This window comes from Pseudomonas proteolytica (genome assembly GCF_007858275.1).
GTDB classification, from domain to species: domain Bacteria; phylum Pseudomonadota; class Gammaproteobacteria; order Pseudomonadales; family Pseudomonadaceae; genus Aquipseudomonas; species Aquipseudomonas proteolytica.
On the sequence record NZ_VFEV01000002.1, the window covers coordinates 154,947 to 171,283 of the forward strand.

General features: G+C 60.6%; 11 protein-coding genes. 9 read left to right on the forward strand and 2 right to left on the reverse strand.

Annotation, left to right across the window (positions count from 1 at the left end; translation table 11 throughout):
- Positions 1-74 precede the first annotated feature (74 nt).
- A complete protein-coding gene (locus tag FIV38_RS30195) occupies positions 75-998 on the forward strand; it encodes a hypothetical protein (RefSeq protein WP_235860939.1) in 924 nt (307 codons plus the stop codon).
- 182 nt (positions 999-1,180) lie between these two features.
- Entirely contained in the window at positions 1,181-2,500 is a 1,320-nt protein-coding gene (locus FIV38_RS02215; protein ID WP_092231422.1) for a hypothetical protein, read from the forward strand.
- A gap of 41 nt (positions 2,501-2,541) precedes the next feature.
- Here the strand turns inward: FIV38_RS02215 and FIV38_RS02220 are convergent, their stop codons facing one another.
- Positions 2,542-5,835: an EAL domain-containing protein gene (locus FIV38_RS02220; RefSeq protein ID WP_092231419.1), complete on the reverse strand. Its 3,294-nt coding sequence runs from the start codon at positions 5,833-5,835 to the stop codon at positions 2,542-2,544.
- Positions 5,836-5,898: 63 nt separating this feature from the next.
- Positions 5,899-6,789 (reverse strand): LysR family transcriptional regulator, encoded by an 891-nt coding sequence (locus FIV38_RS02225; protein WP_029294128.1) that lies wholly within the window; start codon positions 6,787-6,789, stop codon positions 5,899-5,901.
- Positions 6,790-6,935: 146 nt separating this feature from the next.
- Between FIV38_RS02225 and leuC the strand changes: the two genes are divergently transcribed.
- The 7 genes from leuC (at position 6,936) to FIV38_RS02260 (ending at position 16,214) form a co-directional block, all read left to right on the forward strand.
- On the forward strand, positions 6,936-8,354 hold the full coding sequence (gene leuC / locus FIV38_RS02230; protein WP_029294130.1) for a 3-isopropylmalate dehydratase large subunit: 1,419 nt from the start codon (positions 6,936-6,938) through the stop codon (positions 8,352-8,354).
- 10 nt (positions 8,355-8,364) lie between these two features.
- On the forward strand, positions 8,365-9,009 hold the full coding sequence (leuD, locus tag FIV38_RS02235) for a 3-isopropylmalate dehydratase small subunit (RefSeq protein ID WP_003192559.1): 645 nt from the start codon (positions 8,365-8,367) through the stop codon (positions 9,007-9,009).
- Between the two features lie 146 nt (positions 9,010-9,155).
- Entirely contained in the window at positions 9,156-9,920 is a 765-nt protein-coding gene (locus FIV38_RS02240) for a class I SAM-dependent methyltransferase (protein ID WP_092231417.1), read from the forward strand.
- Between the two features lie 51 nt (positions 9,921-9,971).
- Positions 9,972-11,054, forward strand: coding sequence for a 3-isopropylmalate dehydrogenase (gene leuB / locus FIV38_RS02245; RefSeq protein WP_029294134.1), 1,083 nt, complete (start codon positions 9,972-9,974; stop codon positions 11,052-11,054).
- A 64-nt stretch (positions 11,055-11,118) separates the two neighbouring features.
- Complete coding sequence (asd, locus tag FIV38_RS02250; protein ID WP_029294136.1) at positions 11,119-12,231, forward strand: aspartate-semialdehyde dehydrogenase; 1,113 nt, start codon at positions 11,119-11,121, stop codon at positions 12,229-12,231.
- A gap of 239 nt (positions 12,232-12,470) precedes the next feature.
- Positions 12,471-13,481 carry an aspartate-semialdehyde dehydrogenase gene (locus FIV38_RS02255; protein WP_092231414.1) on the forward strand — a complete coding sequence of 337 codons (1,011 nt, stop codon included), beginning with the start codon at positions 12,471-12,473 and terminating at the stop codon, positions 13,479-13,481.
- A 162-nt stretch (positions 13,482-13,643) separates the two neighbouring features.
- Positions 13,644-16,214, forward strand: coding sequence for a FimV/HubP family polar landmark protein (locus FIV38_RS02260; protein WP_092231412.1), 2,571 nt, complete (start codon positions 13,644-13,646; stop codon positions 16,212-16,214).
- Positions 16,215-16,337: the final 123 nt, after the last annotated feature.

Here is a 16,337-nt window from a genome sequence, read left to right on the forward strand (position 1 = left end):
AAAGTTCTTGATTTCAATCAGTGACCTCTTCGGCAAAGTTTAGGCCGGAGGGGCACTTTGTGGCAGGAAAACTAATGTCTAACTTAACTATTAACAGAGCTACAAACGTGCCATGTGATTGTTTGGGTAGGGTAGAGGGGGACTTTAACTCGTTGCAGCCACAGCGTCTTAGGCAGACCGCGGGCTTCGTTGACCTATCTAACAGTTTCACGGATTTCAGGGGTGACGTTGCAACTAAGGAGGCGGAACTAAAAAATCTTGTTTCAGCGTTCATGAATCTGCTGAGTCAGCTATCAGCGTTGTTGTCAGGACGGGATAAAGAGAAACGCGTCCAAACCGATGTGATTCCTGACAAGCCTACACCGGCAGTGCCAACGCCCGATTCACACCCGGTCAGGATTGAGGGGCTTTCGGAAAAGCGCAACGGGGCCAAGGCCGATGATATCTGGAGCGGCTTTCGTCAGGGCCCGGATGGTAACTGCGTAACGGTATCGGCAATCAAGGCGGCGATGCATAAATTCGGACAGAGCCCTACTGATATTTATAAAGAAGTCAGTAAAACCGAGCGCGGTTATCACGTTGTGATGCGAGATGGCTTTCGCTTGACGCTGACTCATGAGGAGTTGAAGCAAGCGGCGCAGGGCGCGCGTTTTGTTGGAAAAGACAAGGGAATGCTCAAGGATGCTCAGTTTCTGTTTGCCGTCAGCGCCAAGCGCGCCCAAATGGAAAACAACGATGGCCGAGCGGCTAGAAGTTTTAGCGCGGCAATCCGCAGCCTGAATGATGGTGAGGATGAGAGAGGGGCGGGAGAGGGTTTCCTGCGGTTGGGCTTGAAGAAGCACATGAAGCGTGTGGCGGTAAGTGTGCTGGCCAGGGGGCAAGTCGGCATGGTCAACCGCACCGGGCATTCGGTTGCGGTGATTGGTGGCAAGGAAGAGTTGTGGGGCCGGAAAGGAAGGACGCCCAGCCAGGGGCACGCAGTCGCGTTAGTCGACTGATGGGGGGTGGTTGGTAGGTAAATAGCGGTTTTTACAGTGGGTGTTGATTCAAGAATAAAAGTGGTTGTTTTTATCCTGCGCAGGTTTTTATTCGTCATTGTGTTTTTAAGTTTGAATTCGTCACTTATCGGCTCTGTGTTGTTTGTCGTGTCTTTAATAATGTTTTTAGGTAGGAGACTCCTATGAGTATCGGTATGTTTGGTCGGGTGTTGTTTGATGGTTTGAATGCGGCTCATGAATCTGTCCGGCGTTTATCGACAGTCACATTGTCGGCGGCCGGGGGGAACAAACCCCGCGATATTTTGAATGCGTTTGCCGCCACGCGACGTAACTTTGGTGAGTCTTTTGATAATAGTACCCATGCCGCAGTCATTAAATTGATGATGATGACCTTTGGTCAAAGTCCACATGATATGTTTGAAAAGGTCAAGGCGGTGGGCGACGGTTATGAAATCACGATGAAAGATGAGTTCAGGGTTCATGTGTCTGCCGAGGAACTAAGGATGACCGCGCAGGCATCACGGTTTGCCGGGAACGATGGCATGGCGGTTTCGGACGCCAACGTAGTGCTTGCGGCATTTATCAAGCGCAAGCAACTGACCGGCAATCATGAGCGTTTCGAAGACGTCCTGCTCAAGAGTCTAGAAGGTGAAACTACCCAAAACTTCTTGCGTGGTATGGGCCTGATGGGTTTTGCCCAGTTTGTGCCTGCAACCTATATGGCGGCGCGTGGCGCATTGGGTGTCGTGGAGACCCATAACTTCGGCTCGGCTTTTGTGATGGACAACACCCAACATCTTTATTCGGAGCAGCGCAAGGTAGATAAAAGTTATGGGTTCATGTTGTTCAATGATAAAAAAACGCCTGATGTGTCGCCCGAAATAGTTGATGAAAAGGCCCCGCCTCTTTCCAGTGTGCCAGTGGGTATCCGCCCCGCTAATATCTGGAGTGGTTTTTACCAGGGCGTAGAAGGTAACTGTGTCACCGTGTCAGCGATCAAGGCCGCCATGATGAAGTTTGGGCAGAATCCGCAAGGCATCTATAAAAAAATCTCCGCCACCGCTGACGGATACGAAGTGGTCATGCGCGATGGCTACAAACTGACGTTGACCCGCGACGAATTGAACAAGGCCAAGGTGCAATCAGGTTTGAAGGGCAGCAATCAATCCCTTTTGGACGATGCCAATTTTTTGTACGCCGTAAGTGCCAAACGGGCGCAATTGGAGAACAACGACGGCCGGGGAAACCAGAGCTATGAGGTCGCCATGGATACCTTGAACGACGGTGAGTATCCCGGATCGGCGCTGCGCAGGCTGGGGCTGTATGCCTACATCCGAGAAAGCACTGTGCAAGAACTGGCTGACGGGGCCATTGGAACGCTGGCGGACACCCACCATTCAGTGACGGTCGTTGATGGGATGTTCGACATGTATGGAGAAAAGCGCAGCCTGGCGCCCTCCAACTGGAAGGGCTACTTCGTGCGAGCGTTGAAATTGGTCTGATGCCCCGTGCTGGGCCTGGCGGTTCATCTGGCGGATTGTTTTCAGCCTCCGGCAGCGCCCCTCAAAAGTTGCGTGAACGCGTCCACCGGCAGTGGCCGGCTATGCAAATAGCCCTGATACAGATGGCACCCCAAGCCTTGCAGGAACGCCAGTTGCTCGCAGGTTTCCACGCCTTCGGCAATCACTTCCAGGTTGAGGCTGCGCGCCATGGCTACGATCGCGCGGATGATCTCTGCATCGTTGGGGTCGTGGGTGGCATCGCGCACAAATGACTGATCGATTTTCAAGGCATCGACCGGCAGGCGCTTGAGATAGGTCAATGACGAATACCCGGTACCGAAGTCGTCCATGGCAAAGCTGACCCCGAGTTTTTTCAGGCGGCGCATTTTGCCGATGGTGTCGTCCAGGTTCTGGATCACGATGCCTTCGGTGATTTCCAGCTTCAGCAGGCTAAATGGCAGTTGGTGCTGCTTGAGGCTGCGTTCCACCCGTTCGACAAAGTCGTTCTGGCGAAACTGCCGGGGGCTGATGTTCACGCACAGGCTGAAACCTTTGGGCTCAATCAGGCCTTCGGCAATCAGCCTGGCAAAGGTGGCGCACGCTTCATCGAGGATCCAGGTGCCCACCTCGAGGATCAGACCGCTGTCCTCCAGGACCTTGATGAACTCTGTCGGTGATTGTGCGCCCAGTTGCGGATGCTGCCAGCGCACCAGAGCTTCGGCGCCGACAATGCGATTGCCCCGGGCATCGACCTGGGGTTGGTAATGCACGCTGAACTCGCCCCGCGACAACGCCAGGCGCAGGTCGGTCTCCATGCGCAAGCGCTCGCTGGCGGTGCGTTGCATGCTGTTATGGAACATCTGCGTGGTGTTGCGCCCGGAGTCCTTGGCCCGGTACAGGGCAATATCCGCGCGCTTGAGCAGGTCGGCCGGGGTCGAGCCGTGATCGGGAATCAGCGCAACACCAATACTGGGGGTGACCTGCAAGCGCTGGCCGTCGAGGAACATCGGTTCCGACAGCAGCTCGCGCAGGGTGTCGGACAGCAGCTGCACCTGCTTGCTGACCTCCATGCGCGTACCTTCCAGGCCGCTGAGCAGCACGACAAACTCATCGCCACCCAGGCGCGCCACGGTGTCCTCCATGCGCACGCTGGCTTCCAGGCGCGCGGTGACGATTTTCAGCACGGTATCGCCCACCGGGTGCCCGAGGGAGTCGTTGATGTGCTTGAAATGATCCAGGTCCAGAAACAACAGCGCGCCTCGCAGGTTATGACGCTTGAGCAGGGCAATCTGCTGGCTCAGGCGGTCCATCAGCAAGGCGCGGTTGGGCAGGTTGGTCAGCGGGTCGTGATAGGCCAGGTGGCGGATCTGCGCCTGCGCGCTTTTCAGCAGGCTCACATCCCGTGCGGTCAGCAGCAGGCATGGCGTTTCATTGAGGGTAATGGGCTCGACCGACACTTCCACTGCCAGCAACTCGCCGCGCTTGTTGTGCCAGAGCATGTCCAGGTGGTGGATGCGGCCCTTGATCTGCAGTTCGGCGAGCAATGCCGAGCGTTGGTTCTCATCGGCCCAGATGCCGATCTGGTACAGGGTCAGGCCAATGGCTTCCTCGGCGCGGTAGCCGGTCAGGCGGCAGAAGCCGTCGTTGACCTCCACGTAGCGCCCGGTGTCACGCTCGGTAATGGACACCGCGTCGGGGCTAGAGTGAAAGGCCTTGGCGAATTTTTCCTCGCTGGCCTTGAGCGCCGCTTCCGAGCGCTGTTGCTGGGTGATATCGCGCAGGGTGGTGACCACGCAGGGCTGGTTGCCGACCGTGATCAGCCGGCTGGAAATCATGCAGGTCAGACGCTGGCCATTCTTGTGGTGGACGATGATCGCCACGTTGTTCAGCGCTTGCTCGCGGATCACCTGCTCGATGCGCTGCAGGCGTTGGGTCGGCTCATCCCACAAGCCGATCTGCTCGGCGGTGTGATTGATGACTTCGGCGGCGGTCCAGCCAAAGGTCTGGCAGAAGCTGGGATTGATTTCGATGAATTCGCCGCTCGACAGGCGGGTGACGCAGATCGGGTCGGGGCTAGCGAGGAACAGGCTGGCGAACTTCTCTTCAGAGGCGCTCAGGCGCTGTTCGCGTTCCACCTGGTCGGTGATATCCAGCAGCGTGCCGGCCATGCGCAGGGGCGCGCCCTGGGCGTCCCGGTAAAGGCGGGCGCGGCTTTCCAGGTAGCGCGAACTGCCGTCCTCCAGTTGCACGCGGTAGGTCAGCTGGTAATTGCCTGCCGGGCCTTCACGCAGGGTGCGATAGGCGTCGCGCATGCTGGCGCGCTCCTCATCGGGCATACCTTCAAAAAACGCATCGAAGGACTCATGGAACGGATGCGGCTCCAGGCCGTGCAACTGCGCCGCCCGGGCTGAGCCGTAGAGCATGCCGCTGGGGATATGCCAGTCCCAGGTGCCCAGTTGGGCCGAATCCAGGGCCAGGTCCAGGCGTTCCTGGCTGTCCTTGAGGGCCTGTTCGGCGTTCTTGCGCTCGGTGGTGTCGAGGAACGTGCTGATCAGGTAGGCCTGGCCGTCGAGTTCGACCTTTTGGGCACTGAGGGTGCCGTCATGGATTTGCCCATTGCTGGCGCGAAACTGCACTTCCATGGTGATGGGTTCGCCCTTGCGCTGGGTCGCCTTGACCAGCAAGGCCCGTTGCTCAGGATGCACCCACAGCCCCAGGTCCAGAGTGGTACGACCGATGGCATCGGCCACCGGCCAGCCGAACAGGCTTTCAAAATACTGGTTGGCCTCACTGATCAGGCCGTCTTCCTGGCGAGTCAGCAGGACCATGTTCGGGCACAGATGAAACAGGGTGGCGAAGCGTTTTTCCGAGTGGCCCAGGGCATGTTCGCGCTCGCGTTGCTGGGTGGTTTCGCGAATCACCCCGATCATGCGCCGCCGCCCGGACGCGTCCGGCAGCAGGCTGCCGTTGATTTCCAGCCAGTGCAGGCTGCCGTCCGGCCACTGGATGCGGTGGTGCATGGCGTGTTCGAAGGGCGCGCCCGCCAGGACGGCGTGAAAGGCCCGGATCACGCGGCCGCGGTCCTCGGCGGGCAGCAGGTCGAGGTAATCCAGGTCTTTGGGCAATGGCTGGCGGGGGTCAAAACCAAACAGCGCCTGGGTGCCGCGCGACCAACTGATTCGCCCGCTGTCGATATCCCAGCTCCAGGCGCCGAGCCGTGCGGCATTGAGCGCCGCCAGCAGCTGCGGGGCGTTCTCCCAGCTTTGTTCCGCCTGCTGGGGGTCCAGGGCGTGAATGCGAGGCAGCGGCGGCACGGGATCGACAGTGTTGGGCATTATCAAGGGGCCTTGGCTCGATGGGCATTCGGCGCGGGAGCAGGGTCTACAGGCCGCACGGCCTCATGCCGGCATCCCCGCCGGATCAACCTGTGCATCCAATAGGCTCATGAAAGCCCGCGCAGCGTTCGACAACGTCCTTTCGGTGTGCACGATATAGCCTAGCTGGCGACTGAGCTGTATGCCCGGTAAAGCGATGCTGGCCACTTGATCATCAAGCATAGTGCGCGGCAACACGCTCCAGGCCAGGCCGATCGAAACCATCATCTTGATGGTTTCCAGGTAGTTGGTGCTCATGGCGATGTTCGGCGTCAGGCCCTGGGCCTCGAACAGCCGGTGCACGATATGGTGGGTAAAGGTATTGCCGCCAGGGAAAACCGCCGGATGGCGGGCAATGTCGGCAAGGCTGATAGTGCCGTTATTGGCCAGGCTGTGTTCGGGCGCCACCACGAAATCCAGGGGGTCATCCCATACCGGGGTGGCCCGCACCAGGCTGTGGGGCTCCGGCGCCAGGGTGATGACGGCGACTTCGGCGCGGCCATGGAGGATTTCCTCGTAGGCGACTTCCGAATCCAGGAACTGAATATCCAGCGCCACGTTCGGGTATTCCCGGGTAAACGTGCGCAATACCGGCGGCAGGCGGTGCAGACCGATGTGATGGCTGGTGGCCAGGGTCAGGCGCCCGCTGACTTCGCCGGTCAGGTTGGTCAGGGCGCGACGAGTGTCATCCAGCACATTAAGGATCTGATAGGCGCGGGGCAGCAGGGCGCGCCCGGCTTCTGTCAGGCCCACTTCACGGCCCAGTCGATCAAACAGGCGCACCTTCAGTTGCTGCTCAAGGCCGGCGATACGCTTGCTGATTGCCGGTTGCGTCAGGTGCAGGCGTTCCCCGGCTCCGGAGAAGCTGCCGGTTTCGGCGATAGCAATAAAGGCATTGAGGTTGGCCAGATCCATGGTGGTATTCCAGTGAGTTATCCAAAGCATGAAAAATATGAATTTGAGTTATTTAATGTAACGCCATAGCATCAGCCTCACAAGCCAAAGGGTTATTGAATCGTTCAACGCCCAGGGCATAGAAAGACGCTGATGAGGACCGACTGATGGCCGGCAAAACGCTTTACGACAAACTCTGGGATTCCCATGAAGTGAAACGGCGCGATGATGGGTCGTCGCTGATCTACATCGACCGTCACATCATCCACGAAGTGACCTCGCCACAAGCGTTCGAAGGCCTGCGACTGGCCGGGCGCAAGCCTTGGCGCGTCGATTCGATCATCGCGACCCCGGACCACAACGTGCCGACCACCCCGGAGCGCAAGGGCGGCATCGAAGCCATTGCCGACCAGGTCTCGCGCTTGCAGGTCCAGACCCTCGACGACTATTGCGACGAGTACGGCATCACCGAATTCAAGATGAATGACGTGCGCCAGGGCATCGTCCACGTTATCGGCCCGGAGCAGGGCGCAACCTTGCCGGGCATGACCGTGGTCTGCGGCGACTCCCATACCTCCACCCATGGTGCGTTCGGCGCCCTGGCCCACGGTATCGGCACCTCCGAGGTGGAACATGTGTTCGCCACCCAGTGCCTGGTCGCCAAGAAAATGAAGAACATGCTGGTGCTGGTCGAAGGCACCTTGCCCTTTGGCGTCACCGCCAAGGACATCGTGCTGGCCGTGATCGGCAAAATTGGCACCGCTGGCGGTAACGGCCATGCCATTGAGTTCGCCGGTAGCGCGATTCGTGATTTGTCCATCGAAGGCCGCATGACCATCTGCAACATGTCCATCGAAGCCGGTGCCCGTGTGGGCATGGTGGCGGCGGATGAAAAAACCGTGGAGTACGTCAAGGGCCGTCCATTCGCTCCACAAGGCGCCGATTGGGATGCCGCCGTGGAGGCCTGGAAAGACCTGGTTTCTGACAAAGATGCGGTGTTCGACACCGTGGTCGAACTCGACGCTGCCCAGATCAAGCCACAAGTCAGCTGGGGCACTTCGCCGGAAATGGTCCTGGCCGTCGACCAGAACGTGCCGGACCCGGCCAAGGAAGCCGACCTGGTCAAGCGTGGTTCCATCGAGCGGGCCTTGAAGTACATGGGCTTGAAAGCCAACCAGGCGATCACCGACATCCAGTTGGACCGGGTGTTTATCGGTTCCTGCACCAACTCGCGGATCGAAGACCTGCGCGCCGCGGCGGTGATCGCCAAGGGCCGCAAAGTGGCCGCGACCATCAAGCAAGCCATTGTGGTGCCAGGTTCGGGCCTGGTGAAGGCCCAGGCCGAAGCCGAAGGCCTGGACAAGATCTTCCTCGAAGCCGGTTTTGAATGGCGCGAGCCGGGTTGCTCCATGTGCCTGGCGATGAACCCGGACCGTTTGGAGTCCGGCGAGCATTGCGCGTCCACCTCCAACCGTAACTTTGAAGGGCGTCAGGGCGCCGGTGGCCGCACCCACCTGGTGAGCCCGGCCATGGCCGCTGCGGCTGCCGTCAACGGTCGTTTCATCGACGTTCGCGAATTGATCTGAGGAATACCCGATGAGAGCTTTTACCCAACACACAGGTCTTGTCGCACCGTTGGACCGTGCCAACGTGGACACCGACCAGATCATCCCCAAGCAGTTCTTGAAGTCGATCAAGCGCACCGGTTTCGGCCCGAACCTGTTCGACGAGTGGCGCTACCTGGACGTGGGCTACGCCTACCAGGACAACTCCAAGCGCCCGCTGAACAAAGACTTCGTGCTCAATGCCGAGCGTTACCAGGGCGCCAGTGTGTTGCTGGCCCGGGAGAACTTCGGTTGCGGTTCCAGCCGTGAACACGCGCCATGGGCCCTGGAAGAATATGGCTTTCGCAGCATCATCGCGCCGAGCTACGCCGATATCTTCTTCAACAACAGCTTCAAGAACGGTTTGTTGCCGATCATCTTGAGCGATGCCGAAGTGGACGAGTTGTTCCAGCAAGTGGAAGCCAATGTCGGCTACCAATTGACCGTCGACCTCGCGGCGCAAACCGTGACCCGTCCGGACGGCAAGGTGTACCACTTTGAAGTGGATGCGTTCCGTAAGCACTGCCTGATCAACGGCCTGGACGATATCGGCCTGACCTTGCAGGACGGCGATGCCATTGCGGCGTTTGAAGCCAAGCACCGGGCCAGCCAGCCTTGGTTGTTTCGTGATGCCTGATTCTATGTAGGCTGGACTGGCCCCTTCGCGAGCAAGCCCGCTCCCACATTCGATCGCATTTCAACTGAAGGAACTCGGTCGAATGTGGGAGCGGGCTTGCTCGCGAAAGGGCCTGTATGAACAACACAAAAGCCAGGAGCATCACCATGACCAGCACCGCCCACACCCAAGTCGTGCAAAAACAATTCGGTGAACAGGCCTCGGCCTACCTGAGCAGTGCCGTGCACGCCCAAGGCACTGAATTCGCACTGCTGCAGGCCGAACTGGCCGGGCAGGGCGCGGCGCGCCTGCTGGACCTGGGTTGTGGCGCCGGTCACGTGAGTTTCCACGTAGCACCGCTGGTCAAGGAAGTGGTGGCCTACGACCTGTCGCAGCAAATGCTCGACGTGGTCGCCGCCGCTGCCGCCGACCGTGGGCTGGACAATATCCGCACCCTGCACGGGGCCGCCGAGCGCCTGCCGTTTGCCGATGGCGAGTTCGACTTCGTGTTCAGCCGCTACTCGGCCCATCACTGGAGCGACCTGGGCCTGGCGCTGCGCGAAGTGCGCCGGGTGCTCAAGCCGGGCGGCGTGGCGGCATTTGTCGACGTTTTGTCACCGGGCAGCCCGCTGTTGGACACTTACCTGCAAACCGTCGAAGTGCTGCGCGACACCAGCCATGTGCGCGACTATTCCGCTGGCGAGTGGATGCGCCAGCTCAGCGAAGCCGGCTTGCATGTACGCAATAGCAGTCGCCAGCGCCTGCGCCTGGAATACACCTCGTGGGTCGAGCGCATGCGCACGCCAGAGGTATTGCGCGCAGCGATCCTGGCACTGCAAAAGGCGATGGGCCAGGAAGTGCGCGATTATTTTGAGATTCAAGCCGATGGCACCTTCAGCACCGACGTGCTGGTGGTCTGGGCCGAACGCTAATAATTTTCCCGACCTGCCCGAGGGCGGGTCGCTTGATGAAATGAGGAACGCATGAGCAAGCAGATTCTGATTCTCCCTGGCGACGGCATTGGTCCGGAAATCATGGCCGAAGCGGTCAAGGTCCTGGAATTGGCCAACAGCAAGTACAGCCTGGGCTTTGAATTGAGCCACGACGTGATCGGCGGCGCGGCCATCGACAAGCATGGCGTGCCCCTGGCCGACGAAACCCTGGACCGTGCCCGCGCTGCCGACGCCGTGCTGCTCGGCGCCGTGGGTGGGCCGAAATGGGACAAGATCGAACGTGATATCCGCCCGGAGCGCGGCCTGCTGAAAATCCGCGCGCAACTGGGCCTGTTCGGCAACCTGCGCCCGGCGATCCTCTATCCGCAACTGGCCGACGCATCGAGCCTCAAGCCGGAAGTGGTGGCAGGCCTGGATATCCTGATCGTGCGCGAGCTGACCGGCGGTATCTATTTCGGCTCGCCACGGGGTGTGCGCGAGCTGGAAAATGGCGAGCGCCAGGCCTATGACACCCTGCCGTACAGCGAGAGCGAAATCCGCCGTATCGCCCGAGTCGGTTTCGACATGGCCCGCGTGCGTGGCAAGAAGGTCTGCTCGGTGGACAAGGCCAACGTCCTGGCCTCCAGCCAGTTGTGGCGCGAAATCGTCGAAGAAGTGGCCAAGGACTACCCGGACGTCGAGTTGAGCCACATGTACGTCGATAACGCCGCCATGCAACTGGTGCGTGCACCCAAGCAGTTCGACGTGATCGTCACCGACAACCTGTTTGGCGACATCCTGTCCGACCAGGCCTCGATGCTCACCGGTTCCATCGGCATGCTGCCGTCGGCGTCCCTGGACACCCACAACAAGGGCATGTACGAGCCGTGCCACGGTTCGGCGCCGGATATCGCGGGGCAGGGCATTGCCAACCCGCTGGCGACCATCCTGTCGGTCTCGATGATGCTGCGTTACAGCTTCAACCTGAGCGAAGCGGCGGACGCGATCGAGAAGGCGGTGAGCCTGGTGCTGGACCAGGGCCTGCGTACCGGCGACATCTGGTCGCAGGGTTGCACCAAGGTCGGGACGCAGGAAATGGGCGACGCAGTAGTCGCCGCGCTGCGGAATCTGTAATCTCTCGGGCCCGCTTGCAGTTGTTGCTGCAAGGCGGCCCACTTTTTAACAAGGTGTAGTTGCGATGAAACGTGTAGGTCTGATCGGTTGGCGCGGTATGGTCGGTTCCGTGCTCATGCAGCGGATGCTGGAAGAGCAGGATTTCGATCTTATTGAGCCGGTGTTTTTCACCACTTCGAATGTCGGTGGCCAAGGGCCGTCCGTGGGCAAGGATATCGCCCCGCTCAAGGACGCCTACAACATTGAAGAGCTCAAGACCCTCGACGTCATTCTGACCTGCCAGGGCGGCGACTACACCAGCGAAGTCTTCCCCAAGCTGCGTGAAGCCGGCTGGCAGGGTTACTGGATCGACGCCGCCTCGAGCCTGCGCATGCAGGACGACGCCGTGATCATCCTCGACCCGGTCAACCGCAAGGTCATCGACCAGCAGCTCGACGCCGGCACCAAGAACTATGTCGGCGGCAACTGCACCGTCAGCCTGATGCTGATGGGCCTGGGTGGCCTGTTCGAAGCCGGGCTGGTGGAGTGGATGAGCGCCATGACCTATCAGGCGGCCTCCGGTGCCGGTGCGCAGAACATGCGTGAGCTGATCAAGCAGATGGGCGCGACCCACGCGGCCGTCGCCGATCAACTGGCCGACCCGGCCAGCGCGATCCTCGACATCGACCGTCGTGTGGCCGAGGCCATGCGCAGCGACGCCTATCCGACCGAGAACTTCGGTGTGCCATTGGCCGGTAGCCTGATCCCGTGGATCGACAAAGAACTGCCGAACGGCCAGAGCCGCGAAGAGTGGAAGGCCCAGGCCGAGACCAACAAGATCCTGGGGCGCTTCAAGAACCCGATCCCGGTGGACGGTATCTGCGTGCGCATCGGCGCCATGCGCTGCCACAGCCAGGCGCTGACCATCAAGCTGAACAAAGACGTACCGATCGCCGATATCGAAGGGCTGATCAGCCAGCACAACCCATGGGTCAAACTGGTGCCGAACAACCGCGATATCAGCATGCAGGAGCTGAGCCCGACCAAGGTCACTGGCACCCTGAATGTTCCGGTGGGGCGTCTGCGCAAGCTGAACATGGGCACCCAGTACCTGGGCGCCTTCACCGTGGGTGACCAACTGCTGTGGGGCGCGGCCGAGCCGTTGCGCCGGATGTTGCGGATCCTGCTGGAGCGTTGATCGCTTTTTGGTGTTGAACAAACCCGCGTTCTGGTGACAGGCGCGGGTTTTTTATTGCGCCTGGGGCCGTCATCGCGGGCAAGCCCGCTCCTACACTTGAATGTGTTCACAAATCAAAATGTAGGAGCGGGCTTGCCCGCGATAACGGCCCCCATCACACCACAAAGCCTGGGTTAATTGCCTCACCCCCCACCACCCGGTAAAGTGCCGCTCCCCCCGCAATGCCCGAGGCAGCCTCCATGACCCAGACCTTTGATATCGCCGTGATCGGCGCCACCGGCACCGTTGGCGAAACCCTGGTACAGATCCTCGAAGAGCTGGATTTCCCGGTCGGCACCCTGCACCTGCTGGCCAGCAGTGAGTCGGCCGGCGCTTCGGTGCCATTTCGCGGCAAAAACGTGCGGGTGCGGGAAGTCGACGAGTTTGATTTCAGCAAGGTGCAACTGGCCTTTTTCGCGGCTGGCCCGGCGGTCACCTTGAGTTTTGCCCCGCGCGCCACTGCGGCGGGGTGCTCGCTGATCGACTTGTCTGGGGCCTTGCCGGCCGAGCAGGCACCTCAGGTGGTGCCGGAAGCCAATGCCCACGTTCTGGACGGCTTGAGAAAGCCCTTCCAGGTCGGCAGCCCGAGCCCGTGCGCCACTCATCTGGCGGTGGTCCTGGCGCCTTTGCGAGGCTTGCTGGGCATCCAGCGCGTCAGTGTCACCGCCAGCCTGGCCGTGTCTGCCCAGGGCCGTGAAGCCGTGAGTGAGCTGGCCCGGCAAACCGCCGAATTGTTGAATGTGCGCCCCCTGGAGCCAAAGTTCTTCGATCGGCAAATGGCCTTCAACCTGCTGGCCCAGGTCGGTACGCCGGACGCCCAGGGCCACACGGCCCTGGAAAAACGCCTGGTCCACGAACTGCGCGTCTTGCTTGATTTACCGTTGCTGAAGATTTCCGCAACCTGCGTTCAAGCTCCGGTGTTTTTTGGCGATAGCCTGAGCGTGTCCCTGCAACTGGCGGGCCCTGTGGACCTTGGCGCAGTCAATCGCGTGCTGGAGTCGGCGCCGGGCATCGAACTGGTGGAAGAGGGCGATTACCCTACCGCTGTTGGGGATGCGGTCGGTCAGGATGTGGTCTACGTGGGCCGGGTGCGAGCGGGCATTGACGACCCAGCGGAACTAAACTTGTGGCTGACGTCAGATAACGTACGCAAAGGTGCTGCGCTTAACGCGGTGCAACTGGCGCAGTTGTTGATAAAAGACCTTGCGTAAAAGATACTTGGCGGCAATTTGTAGATTGATTCTAGCTAAGCGCTATGCTTGGCCCCATGCACGAAAAGTTGCGCGTCGGTGACCTATCGGCTCGCCATGCCGAATGGCAGCGGTACCCAACCTTCTCGCGGGCCGAGGAGTGTTCAAACAAAGGATGAGGCTATGGTTCAAGTTCGCAAACTGGTGTTAGCAATAGCGGCCGCCTCGGCGCTGTCCTCCGGTATGGCGCAAGCGCTGCAACTTGGGGAGATGACACTCAAGTCGAAGTTGAACCAGCCGTTGTCGGTGGAGATCGAGCTGCTCGATGTAGGCGGGCTGAGCGCCTCCGACATCGTACCCAGCCTCGCGTCTTCCCAGGCCTTTGTGGATGCGGGCGTGGATCGCCAGGCGTTCCTTGATGAACTGAGCTTTACCCCGGTGCTCAACCCCAGCGGTCGCAGCGTGGTTCGCGTTACCTCCAGCAAGCCCTTGCCCGACTCCTATGTGCGCTTCCTGTTGCAGGTGCAATGGCCCAATGGGCGATTGATGCGCGACTACAGCGTCTTGCTGGACCCGGCCAAGTTCGAGCAAAAGGCCCCGGAGGCCATTGCCCCGGCACCGCGCCTTGCCCCGCCTGCGGCCAGCAGCGTCAGCAAGGCGGCTGAACACACTACGACTTCCCGCGACACCCTGTGGGAAATCGCCGCTAAAAATCGCAATGGCGGCTCGATCCAGCAGACGATGCTGGCGATCCAGGCGCTGAACCCTGGGGCTTTTGTCGACGGCAATATCAACCGCATGAAAACCGGCCAGGTACTGCGCCTGCCGGACCCGGTACAAAGCACCAGCCTGCCGCAACCTCAGGCGATTGCCGAAGTGACTGCGCAGAACGCGGCCTGGCGTCAGGGGCGTCGCGGTGCCACCAATCAGGCAGCGGGGCGGCAGCAACTGGACGCCACCAAGCGCACCCAGGCCGGTGCCGCGCCGTCGCAAACGGCTGCCAAGGACAACCTCAGCCTGGTCTCGGCCGAGGCTGCCAAGGCTGGAGTCAAAGGCGCCGCAGGGGATAGCAAGGCTTTGAACAACAAGCTGGCGGTGACCCAGGAAAGCCTGGATTCGACCCGCCGCGAAAATGAAGAACTGAAAAGCCGCATGACTGACCTGCAAAGTCAGTTGGACAAGTTGCAGCGGCTGATTGAACTGAAGAACAACCAATTGGCCAAGTTGCAGGCCGAGGGTGGCGCACCGGCGCAGCCGGCGGCCATGCCTGCGGAGTTGGCGGCGGCGCCCGTTGCACCAGCACCTGCTACCCCGGCGCCAGCCGCCGAAGCGCCCGTGGTTGCGCCTGTGGAAAGCCCGGCTGAGCCCGCGCCCGTGGCCAGCACCGAAGGCAAGTTCAATGACCTGCTGACCAATCCCATCGTTCTCGGGGTGATTGGCGGTGCCGCTGGCCTGCTGGTATTGCTGCTCCTGCTGCTATGGGCGCGTCATCGCAATGCGCGCCTGGAAGAGGAAAAACACCTGCGCATGGCGCGGGCGCTGGCCGAGGAACCGGAGTTCTCCTCGAGCCTTGACCAGGACATGCCGTCGGACAGTTTCGAAGGCCTTGAAGTCCCTGCGGCAAACGTCAAGCTGGCTCCAGCTCCAGCTCCAGCTCCAGCTCCAGCTCCAGCTCCAGTTGCCGTGGCGCCTGTGCCTGCACCGGTGACCAGCATGGCGCCGCCGAGCAAGCCGATCATCGAACCCGGCTCCTCCGACGCCCTGGCGCTGGCCCAGTCCCACCTGGATCGTGGTCACCTGAACCAGGCGGCCGCCGTGCTGGAAGAAGCGATCAAGCTGGAGCCCAAGCGCAGCGATCTGCGTCTCAAGCTCCTGGAAGTCTATGGTCAGCAGGGCGACAAAGATGGCTTCGTAACCCAGGAGCGCCAACTGGTCGCCAATGGCGAAAATCACGCCCAGGTCGAACTGTTGAAAAACCGCTACCCGGCCATGGCCGTGCTGGCAGCGGGTGTCAGTGCTGCCGTCGCCGCCGCTGCGCTGGATGCACAGTACGTCAAGGATCTGCTCCAGGAAGATCCGGCGCCCGCCGCCACGCCTGAGGCCGATGGGTTCGACACCGACTTCGACCTGAGCCTGGATGACCTGGAAGCCGCTTCGCCGGCCGTGGTTGCACCAGAGCCCGAGATCGGTGATCTGAGCTTCGAGTCGGTATTGCAGCAGCAGAATGAAGCCAAGGCCAGCGAGGACGATCTATCGGATTTTGACCTCGACTTGCAATTGGATGCGCCAGCCTCTGCGTCCGATGACGACTTCCTCTCCGGTCTGGAAGAACAGATGAAGGACCTGCCGCCGGTAGAGCCGCCCACCCTGACACCGGCCGCGCTGGAAGATTTTGACCTGCCGGAAGACTTTGATCTGTCCCTGGCGGACGAACCCCCGGCGTCAGCCAAGCCGGACGCATTCGCTTCGGAGCTTGACGATGTCAACGCCGAACTGGAGCGTCTGTCCCAGAGCCTGGAAAGCCCGTCGATCGAGCCGAGCTTCACTGCCGAAGACGCCGCCAAGGGCGACGATGAGCCGGAGTTCGACTTCCTGTCGGGCACCGACGAAGTCGCCACCAAGCTGGACTTGGCCCAGGCTTATATCGATATGGGGGATGAGGGCGGTGCGCGCGACATCCTCGCCGAAGTCCTTACCGAAGGCGATGAAAAGCAACGGGATGAAGCCAAGGAAATGCTCAGCAACCTGGCCTAAAGCCATTACGCAATTCCTGTAGGAGCGAGCTTGCTCGCGAAAAACTCAAGGGCACCGCGTTCTTCCAGGATGGACGCGTTATCGTTGACGATCTTCGCGAGCAAGCTCGCTCCTACAAAAATC